This window comes from Vibrio quintilis, from assembly GCF_024529975.1.
Classification (GTDB): Bacteria; Pseudomonadota; Gammaproteobacteria; order Enterobacterales; family Vibrionaceae; genus Vibrio; species Vibrio quintilis.
The window spans coordinates 739,676-751,876 of sequence record NZ_AP024897.1 but is presented as its reverse complement, the minus strand read 5'-3'; the positions used below and the strand labels follow the sequence as shown (position 1 = coordinate 751,876).

The window sequence follows — 12,201 nt, the reverse complement described above, 5'->3', positions numbered from 1 at the left end:
CAACTACTGAAAAATTCATCTTTGCTACACCAGAAAACAAAACCAAGCGGCTCAGATGATGTATCTGCCAAACCACTTGGTTATTTCTCTATACAGTAAGAACAATAACGTATAGTTTACTATTTTTACAGCGCAAGCCTGTTGTTACAACCGACTCGTCAACCACTCATCAACAGAACTCAATGCCTGAGGTAATGCATTAACATCACTGCCACCAGCCTGAGCCATATCAGGACGACCACCACCTTTACCGCCAACCTGCTGAGCAACCATATTAACCAAGTCACCCGCTTTAACCTTAGCAGTCAGATCCTTAGTCACACCAGCGATCAATCCGACTTTATCACCGGAAACATTCCCCAGCATAATAATGCCACTGCCCAGTTGATTTTTCAGCTCATCAACCATGCCTCTCAGTGCTTTATTATCTGCTCCATTAAGCTGAGCCACCAACACTTTAATACCAGCAATCTCTTTAACCTGTTGAGTTAAATTAGCCCCTGCCTGTGATGCAAGCTTGTCTTTCAGCTGCTGAATCTCTTTTTCCAGCAATTTATTTTTTGCTGCAATATCAGATAACTTAATCTCGTATGATTCTTTTTGTTCTTCAAGCGAATCAAGCGCAGCTTCTCCGGTCACGGCCTCTATACGACGAATCCCTGCCGCAATACCACCTTCAGAAATAATTTTAAACAGGCCAATATCACCGGTATGAGAGGCATGAATACCACCACATAACTCTGTTGAAAAATCCCCCATGCTCAGGACACGAACCTGACTATCGTATTTTTCACCAAATAAAGCCATAGCACCTTTCGCTTTAGCTGCATCCAGATCCATAAGCTGAGTATCAATAAGATGGTTTTGACGAATTTCCTGATTCACTAATCGCTCGACCTGCTTCAACTCTTCAGGTGTGACAGCCTCAAGATGAGAAAAATCAAAACGCAGGTTCTCAGGCTTAACTAACGAACCTTTTTGAGCCACATGAGAACCAAGCACATGACGCAACGCTGCATGAAGCAAGTGAGTTGCGGAGTGATTCAAAGAAATAGCTTGCCGCCTTGATGCATCCACAATCGCTTCAACATACGTGTTACCCGTGAGCTGGCCCGAGGTTAGAACACCGTAATGAAGGATAGCATCTCCGGATTTCTGGGTGTCGTTCACGGTAAAACTGCCAGAAGAACACTTGATAACGCCACTGTCTCCACACTGACCACCAGATTCAGCATAAAAAGGAGTTTCATCTAAAACAAGAATTGCGTGATCACCTTCTGCGATACTCTCTACCGTTTTTCCATCCACATACATGGAGATTATCTGCGAACTTTTTTCAACGTCTGTATAACCACAAAAAGTTGTGGATGAATCAACCTTGATGGCTAAATTATAATCAGCACCAAAATGACCTGATTCACGAGCTCTCTGCCTCTGAACTTCCATCGCCTGCTCAAAGCCGGCTTCATCAATTGAGAAACCATGCTCACGGGCAACATCATTAGTTAAATCTGCCGGGAATCCATAAGTATCATATAATTTAAATACGGTTTCTCCATCAAGCTCTTTACCATCAAGGTTTTTCAACGCTTCATCCAGAATCGCCATCCCACGCTCAAGCGTTCTGCCAAAATTTTCTTCTTCGACACGAAGCACTTTTTCAACAATAGACTGCTGTTTCTTAAGTTCTTCACCAGCACTACCCATCACTTCAATAAGCGGAGCAACCAATTTATAGAAAAATGATCCCGTTGCACCGAGCTTATTACCATGACGAACAGCACGACGAATAATACGGCGCAGTACATAACCCCGGCCTTCATTTGACGGGATAACACCGTCAACAATCAAAAATGCGCAGGAACGAATATGATCTGCAACAACTCTTAATGACTGATTGGATAAATCATCAAATCCAACGATCCGGGCCGTTTCTTTAATTAATCTCTGGAACACGTCAATTTCATAATTGGAGTGCACATTCTGCATAATTGCAGAAATACGCTCAATTCCCATACCGGTATCAACAGAAGGTTTAGGTAACGGATTCATGCTTCCATCGGCCTGACGATTAAATTGCATGAAAACAATATTCCAGATTTCAATAAACCGGTCACCGTCTTCTTCAGGTGATCCCGGAGGTCCACCCCAGATATGTTCTCCATGATCAAAGAATATTTCAGAACAAGGTCCACATGGTCCGGTGTCTCCCATTTGCCAGAAATTATCTGACTCATAGGGTTTACCACCTTTTTTGTCACCAATACGAATAATCCGTTCTTCAGCGACACCGATCTGTTTGCTCCAGATATTAAAAGCTTCATCATCAGTCTGATACACAGTCACTAAAAGACGCTCTTTTGGTAACTGAAGCACACCCGTTAGAAAGTCCCATGCATACTGGATTGCATCTTTCTTAAAGTAATCGCCAAAGCTGAAGTTACCCAACATCTCAAAAAATGTATGGTGACGTGCAGTAAATCCTACATTTTCCAGATCATTATGCTTACCACCAGCACGGACACAACGTTGTGCAGTTACAGCACGGGAATAATCACGCTTTTCTAGTCCAAGAAAATAATCTTTAAACTGGTTCATCCCTGCATTGGTAAAAAGCAGAGTCGGGTCATTCGCCGGAACTAATGACGAACTATCAACAATTTGGTGTCCTTTGGATTCAAAGAACGAGAGGAACGCTTGACGAACCTCATCAGTGCTCATATACATGCGCTGTTCCTGAAAATATTTAAATGGATCGATTAAAAATTTGGCTTATTGTAAAGCAAGGTCATACCTAAGTCATCTCTGTGATAAATTCCTCACCATTAAACGTCACTGAAGAATCACAAAGCGTTCAAAAATCCATCACTTTTGCATGTTTTTCAGCGCATATTGAATTTGTTCAAAGTTGAATCCACGGGATTGAAGGAAACGGACACGACGGGCATATTCTTTGGGTTCACCGGAAAAAGAATGTGTTGAATACTTCTTTTCAGCAGCTTGTCTTGCTAACTCATACCAATCAATATTCTCCTCATCTAAGACCATTTGGATGATATTTTCTGATACTTTCTGTTTCATCGTATAACGAATTTTTAACTCTCCATTTCCTTTTCTCAGATATTGTCTAATCTGCTGCTGTGTGTATCTTAAATCATCGAGATAACCCGACATTTTACACCATGAGCAGGTATCACTTATATCACGGTCAGAATAGCCTTTAGCTGCCAGCTTTGAGTACAATTCTGATTCACTATAATCCCTGCGGGTAAGCATACGAACGGCTGCATCTTTACATGAAATATGACCTGAAAAGCGCTGAATCAAAATTCACAACCCTTATAAAAAAGCCCTGCACTAGCAGGGCTCATATAAAAAACTAATAAAAATTATTGATCACCTGGTTGATTGTCTGGCTGATTAACTGGTTCCGCTGTAGCTTCCTCATTCAGATCAGAGATGGTTTCATTGTTAAGTAACAACTCACGAAGTTTAGTCTCAATCGTTTGACCCACTTCAGCATTTTCTCTCAGGAACTTACATGCATTTGCCTTACCCTGACCAATCTTATCGCCGTTATAGCTATACCATGCACCAGCTTTCTCAACCAGTTTATGTTTTACACCCAAATCAACCAGTTCACCTTCCCGGTTAAAACCCTGGCCATACATAATTTGTGTATTTGCCTCTTTAAACGGTGCTGCAACTTTATTTTTTACAACTTTAATTCGTGTTTCATTACCAACAACTTCATCACCATCTTTAATCGCTCCGGTACGGCGAATATCAAGCCGGACTGACGCATAAAATTTTAAGGCATTACCACCGGTAGTTGTCTCCGGATTACCGAACATAACACCAATTTTCATCCGGATTTGGTTGATAAAAATACACAAACAATTTGACTGTTTCAGATTACCTGTCAGCTTACGCATCGCCTGAGATAACATCCGGGCTTGCAAGCCCATATGACTATCACCCATTTCGCCTTCAATCTCAGCTTTTGGAGTCAATGCAGCAACAGAGTCAACAACCATGACATCAATTGCACCAGAACGCGCAAGTGCGTCACATATTTCCAGAGCCTGTTCACCTGTATCTGGCTGGGAAACTAACAAGGCATCAATATCAACACCCAGTTTTTTTGCGTAAACCGGATCGAGCGCATGTTCTGCATCGATAAATGCACATGTTTTGCCTTCTCTTTGTGCAGCCGCAATCACTTCAAGTGTTAATGTTGTTTTACCAGAAGACTCGGGACCATATATCTCTACAATACGCCCCATTGGCAGGCCACCGGCACCTAAAGCAATATCCAGAGATAATGAACCAGTAGAAACCGATTCAACATCCATAGCACGGTTGTCACCAAGCCGCATAATCGAACCTTTACCAAACTGCTTTTCAATTTGTCCCAGTGCCGCAGCTAATGCTTTTTGCTTATTCTCGTCCATTACTCTCTCCAGACCACGATTCTTGCTACCAGATAATCTTGCAGGTTATCCCGAATTAATAAAACCAATTATACTGTAGATTCATACAGTGTCCACACCAAAATTATAAAAAATCACTACTGTTTGAAGTGCTGCGAATTAATCACTGACAAGACATAAATGATCGAATAGTACATTCAGTACATAAGAAACTGCTTTACTTCTGACTTGTTCCCGGTTTCCTGTAAAATGAACAGTTTCAGCTTTTTGCCAGCCGCAATTATCTTTCCATGCAAAGCAGACCGTACCCACGGGTTTCTCTTTACTCCCTCCGCCAGGACCTGCAATACCACTAACAGAAACAGCAACTGAAGCTCTTGAGTACTTTAATGCCCCCTCCACCATGGCTAAGACTGTTGGCTCACTGACTGCACCATATTCATTCAATATATCTTCACTGACCGTGAGCATTTCCATTTTGGCTTCATTGCTATACGTAATAAAAGCCCGATCAAACCAGGCAGAGCTGCCATCTATCGCAGTAACAGATGTTGCTATTGCCCCGCCGGTGCAAGATTCGGCGGTTACAAGCGTATGTTTTTTTTCTTTTAACTTTGCTCCGACTTTCCGGCTCAACGATTCATGTAAATCCACCTCATCCCCCATTTTTCCCGAAAAAGAGTTATGTATCCTAGGCTGCAACAAAAAAAAACAAAAGAAATGAATGACAAAAACTATAATCAAACCTTTTTTACAAATAAAAAGGCAACACAGATCCGGATGAATGATTGTGAACTTAACCGAAAAAATGATTTTCGAACAGATGCCAAAGACAATTGCATCAATATAAAGCCTGATTCCGGTTTGAGGTGTTAAAGTTTTTTGATATGCCGTCGATAGTGTTTAAAGCATTAGCAATACAGTCTTGTCTCTGGATATCGGTGCAAAATTAAGGAAAAGTCAGTATGACAGTCAACGTAAAGACTAACATCGCGGCAATGACAGCTCAGCGAAACTTAAACAAAGCATCTGGCAATCTGAGCTCTGCGATGGAACGTTTGTCATCTGGTTTCAAGATTAATAGTGCAAAAGATGATGCTGCCGGCCTGCAAATTTCTAACCGGCTCCATGTTGAAAACCGGGGACTTGACGTTGCGGTACGCAATGCAAATGACGGAATTTCTATTGCGCAAACTGCAGAGGGCGCAATGAAAGAATCAACAGATATTCTTCAAAGAATCCGTGATCTTTCTCTTCAGTCAGCGAATGGCTCAAATACGAAAGAAGATCGGGTTGCAATTCAGCACGAAGTAACTGCTTTGAATGACGAACTAAACCGGATTGCGGAAACTACCTCCTATGGAGGTACCAAATTACTGAACGGCACATATGGTCCTAAGTCATTTCAGATCGGTTCAAATAGCGGTGAAGCGATAATACTGACTCTGAAAGATATGCGTTCAGATAATTTAATCACAGGCGGAACAACTTTTTTAACGACGAAAGAAGGCAAAAATTCCGACTGGGTGTTATCAAAAGACTCATCAATGACGGTCAATCTAACGGATAAAAATACCTCTGAGAACAACCAGCAAATCATCTTCGAACTAAAAGGAGGAGATGATATAGAAGAAATCGCAACCAGAATTAACGGGCAGCAAAATTTAATCAAAGCATCAGTGGATGAATCAGGACATCTTCAAATATTCATGGCAAGTATTGATCTGATAGGTAATGCGATTGAAGTTCAAGGAGATCTGATAGATGAACTGAGCCCGTTTTATCAAACATGGGAATCCATCGACGATCTCGATGTTACAACTGTCGGCGGTGCACAGCGTGGTATTGCTATGGTCGATACGGCATTACAATACGTAGATTCCCAACGGGCCGGGCTTGGTGCATTTCAAAATCGTTTAAGTCATGCAATTAACAACTTAGATAATATTAATGAAAATGTGCATGCATCAAAAAGTCAGATCAAAGACACTGATTTTGCAAAAGATGCAACGAACATGACCAGGTCCCAGATTTTACAGCAGGTATCCACTTCCGTCTTAGCACAGGCAAAACAAGCTCCAAATTCAGCCTTAAACTTGCTGGGATAATCCAAGTCAGACAGAGATGTTCCTGGCTCAGACCCGGTTTTTACATCACCCTTTCTCTGTGAAACAACCCTATTTTGATTACTTTTGGCGTCGGTCTTTTTGTGCTTTCCAAAAGTAAGCACCCCATTGCTCTATTACTTAAAGGTTTGTTACTCTTCGTATCTGAAATTGTTCCTGATAGTTTAGTTTCACCAGACAGCTTATCAGCTCATGATATAAAGCCGCTTCGGAAAAGGCGGATACTTTTTCCAGCTCTGGCAATAATAAATGAATAAGATGCAGCGAAACTAAATGAGACTCCAAGCATAACTCACCGGTTTTAATAGATAAAATGGCAAAAAGCACCAATAAAAGCAGTCAAAATGAGACAAAGCACACTCCGATGATGCAACAATATCTGAGACTAAAATCAGAGAATCCAGATATATTGCTATTCTACCGCATGGGAGATTTCTACGAACTTTTCTATGATGATGCCAAACATGCCTCACAATTACTGGATATATCTCTGACAAAAAGAGGCAGTTCAGCAGGCGAACCCATTCCAATGGCCGGCGTTCCTTTTCATGCTGTTGAAGGTTATCTCGCCAAACTGGTTCAAATGGGTGAATCAGTTGCTATCTGTGAACAGATCGGCGACCCGGCAACCAGCAAAGGTCCGGTTGAGCGACAAATAGTCAGAATTGTCACCCCGGGAACCGTGACTGATGAAGCACTTTTACCGGAAAGAACCGATAACCTGATTGCTGCAATTTATCAATCCGGACAAAGCTTTGGCTATGCGACTTTAGATATCACTTCAGGTCGTTTTCAACTCAGTGAGCTGGACACAGAGGAAGCAATGTCAGCTGAGCTTCAACGTACAACGCCTAAGGAATTGCTTTATCCTGAAGATTTTCAATCCACGGTTTTACTGGAGAATCGAAAAGGAAACCGAAGACGCCCGGTTTGGGAATTTGAACTGAATACAGCCAAACAGCAGTTAAACCAGCAGTTCGGAACAAAAGATCTGGTCGGGTTTGGTGTCGAACAGGCAGAAACCGGATTATGTGCAGCAGGCTGTCTGATCCAGTACGTCAAAGATACACAACGTACAGCCTTACCCCATATTCGCTCACTAACCATCGATCGACAAGATCAATCCGTGATGATGGATGCATCTACACGCAAAAACCTGGAACTTACGCAGAATTTATCTGGTGGAACAGATAATACGCTGGCTGATATTCTTGATTATTCCGCAACACCGATGGGAAGCCGGATGCTGAAGCGCTGGATTCATCAGCCGATGCGTGAAGCTGAGACATTAAACAACCGGCTTGATGCAATTCGTGAAATAAAAGATTCAGGATTGTTTTCTGATCTATCCCCGGTCTTGAAACAGATTGGTGATATTGAACGTATATTAGCACGGCTTGCAATTCGTTCCGCACGCCCCAGAGACCTGGCCAGATTACGTCATGCGATGTATCAATTACCTGAACTACAGGAATTAATTCAGAATGTCAGCCACCCTTATCTAAAGAAACTGGCACAGGAGTGTCAGCCTCTGGATGAGATTGCCCGGCTTCTTGAATCAGCTATCGTCGAAAATCCACCGGTGGTTATTAGGGACGGTGGTGTCATCGCTCCCGGATATGATGAGGAACTCGATAAGTGGCGGGATCTGGCTAACGGTGCGACCGCATATTTAGAAGAGCTGGAACAACAGGAAAGAGAACGTCATGATATTGACACTCTGAAAGTGGGATACAACAATGTCCATGGATTTTATATCCAGGTCAGCCGTGGTCAAAGCCATCTTGTTCCCACTCATTATATCCGCAGACAAACACTGAAAAATGCTGAGCGCTATATCATCCCAGAGCTCAAAGAGCATGAAGATAAAGTCCTCAATTCAAAGTCCAAAGCTCTGGCTCTGGAAAAACAGCTGTGGGAACGTTTATTTGACCAATTGCTTCCGCATCTGGAAACACTTTTACAGCTTTCTGCGGCAATATCTCAACTTGATGTGCTGCAAAATTTAGCTGAACGGGCTGAAACTCTGGACTACTGCCGGCCTGAATTATCCGGTGATTCAGGTATCCATATTCTTGGTGGCCGACATCCGGTAGTCGAACAGGTGATGCAGGAACCGTTTATTGCAAACCCCATCGAACTTCATCCACAACGAAAAATGTTGATCATTACCGGTCCTAATATGGGAGGTAAGTCAACGTATATGCGTCAGACAGCCCTCATTGTTTTGCTGGCTCATATCGGTAGTTATGTCCCTGCTGAATCGGCTGTCATTGGGCCGGTTGATCGTATTTTTACCCGAATTGGAGCCTCAGATGATCTTGCATCTGGTCGTTCTACCTTTATGGTTGAAATGACTGAAACGGCAAATATTCTGCATAATGCCACAGCAAACAGTCTGGTGCTGATGGACGAAATTGGGCGGGGAACCAGCACTTACGACGGGCTGTCTCTCGCATGGGCAAGTGCAGAGTGGCTGGCAAAAGAAATATCTGCATTAACTCTTTTTGCCACACACTATTTTGAACTGACGGAACTACCTAATGTGCTTCCACATTTGGCCAATGTCCACCTCGATGCGGTAGAGCATGGGGACAGTATTGCATTTATGCATGCTGTACAGGAAGGCGCTGCCAGTAAATCTTACGGACTTGCCGTTGCCGGGCTGGCTGGGGTTCCAAAAGCTGTGGTAAAAAGAGCAAGATCCAAATTAAATCAACTTGAACAAACAACGAATTCTGATACTTCTAAACCGCTCAGAATTGATCCGGCCAATCAGCTGGATCTGATACCAGAGCCATCTGAAGTTGAAAAAATTATCGCCGGTACAGATCCGGATGAGCTCTCTCCAAAAGAAGCATTAGCTTTACTTTATCAGCTCAAACAACATTTATAATAACCGCTTTGAATAAATCGCCACTTTCAATTATCCGGAATATCAAACTTCTGAATGGAAGTGGCGTGACAAATAGTCTGTACGCATATCTTCGTTACTTTGTACCTGATTGATTTTTATCCAAAAATCTTCCTGACATTGATTGATAAAAGATTTATATCCTGGGCGAATATTTAATCCTTCAGGGGAGTACATCACTTTATATGAAATCCAGCATTCCTGACAAACATAGTCATCCTGCTCTATCTCGTCTTGTTCAGTCTCATAACGAAGAATCACACCATCAGAAAATTGGTAATCAGCACAATATCGGGTAACTGTTGTCCCATTTTCATCAAGAGATTCTTCCTGAACCAGGCAATCAACAACTTTAATTTTGCTATGTTTGCCTTTCAAAGTTTGAACATACGTCAATAAATTATTTTGTGTCAATTATCTATCCTTTACACTCGAAGCATTGATTTGCCATCGGCATAATATACCCAAACAAAAACCCCGCAGAAAATTCTGCGGGGTTTTTTCAAACAAATAAAAAATTAATCTTCATTTTCAACATCGAAAAGAGATTCCATACTTAATCCCTGTTTCAGAAGTATTTCGCGCAGTCGCCTCAGGCCTTCAACCTGTATCTGGCGTACACGCTCACGGGTTAAATTAATTTCTCTACCTACTTCTTCAAGTGTCGATGGTTCATATCCAAGTAAGCCAAAACGTCTGGCCAGTACTTCTTTTTGCTTCGGATTCAACTCATCCAACCAATGTAGCAAAGAAGATTTAATATCATCATCTTCAGTTGAGTATTCCGGATCATAATGTTTTGCATCAGGAATAATATCCAGTAATGCTTTATCACCATCACCACCAATTGGTGTGTCAACTGAACTAATACGTTCATTCAGGCGAAGCATTTTACTTACATCATCGACCGGTTTATCAAGCTCAAATGCTATATCCTCTGCGGTCGGCTCATGATCTAATTTCTGCGATAATTCACGGGCTGTCCGTAAATAAATATTGAGCTCTTTCACAACATGGATAGGTAAGCGGATGGTTCGGGTCTGATTCATCAGGGCCCGTTCAATAGTTTGTCGGATCCACCATGTTGCGTAGGTTGAAAAACGAAACCCTCTTTCAGGATCAAATTTTTCTACAGCACGGATTAATCCCAGGTTTCCCTCTTCAATTAAGTCAAGCAGCGCTAGTCCGCGGTTACTATACCGACGGGAAATCTTAACAACCAAACGCAGATTACTTTCAATCATCCGCTTGCGGGCAGCTTCATCGCCACGTAATGCACGTCTGGCATAAAGAATTTCTTCTTCTGCAGTTAATAGAGGTGAAAAACCGATCTCACCGAGATAAAGCTGAGTTGCATCTAAACTTTTAGATGTGACTTCATACTCCTCCCGGGACTCTGTTGTTGATGCGTCGCCAGAACCAGAACTGCTGTTGAACCCGGTTTCCATTGTACTGAGCTCAAAAGAGTCTGAATCATAATCAAATTGATCGACTTTAGTTACTGAATTGCTTTTACTCATGATGCCTCCCCCCGGCGAGTTAGCAAGACACTACTACTTTTAATGTCACTATAATGACGATTGTCAATTTATCGTTACGGCAAGTAGCGTTTTGGATTTACTGGCTTACCCTGATAGCGAATCTCAAAATGTAAACGAACCTTATTTGTTCCGGAACTGCCCATTGTCGCTATCTTCTGGCCAGCCTTAACATTTTGTCCTTCTCTCACTAGCAACCGATCATTGTGCGCGTAAGCGCTTAGATACTTGTCATTGTGTTTAATAATTACAAGGTTACCGTACCCTCTGAGTGCATTTCCGGAATAAACAACTGTTCCGGGAGCGGAAGATACGACAGGTTGACCCCGCCTTCCGGCAATATCAATCCCTTTATTTCCCTGATCACCAATTGAAAACCTGCGGATAACCCTCCCTTTCGTTGGCCAAATCCATTTGCGTATCTTTGTATAACCAGATTTTGACTTTATTATAGATTTGTTAACATTTTTTTTACCTTCAGGCTCACCATACCTTTTTGCCTGAGATCGTTCAACACTTTTTGCTGGCTTTTTTGAAACTTTCGTATGTTTATTTCTTATTTTGTTAGCATTTTGCGCATATTTAGAATTTTTAAGTGAGACATTAGTTACCTTGTTTCCATTTTTTTTGACCGGTGTCCCACCTTTACTTTTAGTTACTAATTTTGTTTTGGATTGAGAAGAAGCAGAAGTAGTTTTCACAGGCTTCTTAACTACATGTTTTGTAACAATACTGCTTTTTTTCGGTACAACTTTCTTTTTAATTCTGATTTTCGGAATTATATTTGCCGGTGAAGGGGAAGAAGCTTTAGCAACCGCGGCAACTGTAGCTGCTGATGAAATAACTGAATGGGAAACCTGAGATGAATTAGAACTTTTTTTACCGCGGACTGGTGGCGTATATACAGGACGCCATAATAACAATTCCTGACCTGGATATATTGTATAAGGCGGAGACAAATGATTGTAACGAATAATTTCATTAACATCTTTATCAGTAACATAAGAAATAAAGTACAGCGTGTCTCCTTCTCTGACCTTATAATAACTTCCCCGATAACTTCCCCGGGAGACACTATCATAATCCCGCTCCAATCCTGAAACAGGCGCAGGAAACGGCGAGGAACACCCTGCTATATAAACAGAGAAGAGAATGATAAGTAAACACCTGACTTCATTACTCATAATCAA

9 protein-coding genes are annotated in these 12,201 nt (G+C 41.9%); 2 read left to right on the top strand and 7 right to left on the bottom strand.

Going from position 1 to position 12,201, the window contains the following annotated elements:
• Positions 1–144: 144 nt before the first annotated feature.
• From alaS to OC443_RS03650, 4 genes are all read right to left on the bottom strand, one after another.
• Positions 145–2,727: an alanine--tRNA ligase gene (alaS, locus tag OC443_RS03665; protein ID WP_073580265.1), complete on the bottom strand. Its 2,583-nt coding sequence runs from the start codon at positions 2,725–2,727 to the stop codon at positions 145–147.
• Positions 2,728–2,865: 138 nt separating this feature from the next.
• The gene (locus tag OC443_RS03660) at positions 2,866–3,327 is read right to left on the bottom strand and encodes a regulatory protein RecX (protein WP_262021639.1); all 462 of its coding nucleotides are present in this window, start codon (positions 3,325–3,327) and stop codon (positions 2,866–2,868) included.
• 62 nt (positions 3,328–3,389) lie between these two features.
• The gene (gene recA, locus OC443_RS03655) at positions 3,390–4,454 is read right to left on the bottom strand and encodes a recombinase RecA (protein ID WP_073580267.1); all 1,065 of its coding nucleotides are present in this window, start codon (positions 4,452–4,454) and stop codon (positions 3,390–3,392) included.
• 138 nt (positions 4,455–4,592) lie between these two features.
• The gene (locus OC443_RS03650) at positions 4,593–5,087 is read right to left on the bottom strand and encodes a CinA family protein (RefSeq protein WP_073580355.1); all 495 of its coding nucleotides are present in this window, start codon (positions 5,085–5,087) and stop codon (positions 4,593–4,595) included.
• A 311-nt stretch (positions 5,088–5,398) separates the two neighbouring features.
• On the opposite strand from OC443_RS03650, the gene OC443_RS03645 reads away from it, so the two are divergent.
• Positions 5,399–6,541, top strand: coding sequence for a flagellin (locus OC443_RS03645; protein WP_073580271.1), 1,143 nt, complete (start codon positions 5,399–5,401; stop codon positions 6,539–6,541).
• Positions 6,542–6,872: 331 nt separating this feature from the next.
• Entirely contained in the window at positions 6,873–9,455 is a 2,583-nt protein-coding gene (mutS, locus tag OC443_RS03640; RefSeq protein ID WP_073580275.1) for a DNA mismatch repair protein MutS, read from the top strand.
• A gap of 42 nt (positions 9,456–9,497) precedes the next feature.
• Here the strand turns inward: mutS and OC443_RS03635 are convergent, their stop codons facing one another.
• The 3 genes from OC443_RS03635 to OC443_RS26295 form a co-directional block, all read right to left on the bottom strand.
• Positions 9,498–9,887, bottom strand: coding sequence for a hypothetical protein (locus tag OC443_RS03635; protein ID WP_073580277.1), 390 nt, complete (start codon positions 9,885–9,887; stop codon positions 9,498–9,500).
• Between the two features lie 104 nt (positions 9,888–9,991).
• The gene (gene rpoS, locus OC443_RS03630; RefSeq protein WP_073580279.1) at positions 9,992–10,993 is read right to left on the bottom strand and encodes an RNA polymerase sigma factor RpoS; all 1,002 of its coding nucleotides are present in this window, start codon (positions 10,991–10,993) and stop codon (positions 9,992–9,994) included.
• A gap of 74 nt (positions 10,994–11,067) precedes the next feature.
• On the bottom strand, positions 11,068–12,195 hold the full coding sequence (locus OC443_RS26295) for a peptidoglycan DD-metalloendopeptidase family protein (protein ID WP_306345619.1): 1,128 nt from the start codon (positions 12,193–12,195) through the stop codon (positions 11,068–11,070).
• Positions 12,196–12,201: the final 6 nt, after the last annotated feature.

Bases quoted from the DNA above. Each gene is read 5' to 3' on its own strand.
- alaS (WP_073580265.1), bottom strand. From the start codon at position 2,727: ATGTATATGAGCACTGATGAGGTTCGTCAAGCGTTCCTCTCGTTCTTT.
- recA (WP_073580267.1), bottom strand. From the start codon at position 4,454: ATGGACGAGAATAAGCAAAAAGCATTAGCTGCGGCACTGGGACAAATT.
- OC443_RS03645 (WP_073580271.1), top strand. From the start codon at position 5,399: ATGACAGTCAACGTAAAGACTAACATCGCGGCAATGACAGCTCAGCGA.
- mutS (WP_073580275.1), top strand. From the start codon at position 6,873: ATGGCAAAAAGCACCAATAAAAGCAGTCAAAATGAGACAAAGCACACT.
- rpoS (WP_073580279.1), bottom strand. From the start codon at position 10,993: ATGAGTAAAAGCAATTCAGTAACTAAAGTCGATCAATTTGATTATGAT.
- OC443_RS26295 (WP_306345619.1), bottom strand. From the start codon at position 12,195: ATGAGTAATGAAGTCAGGTGTTTACTTATCATTCTCTTCTCTGTTTAT.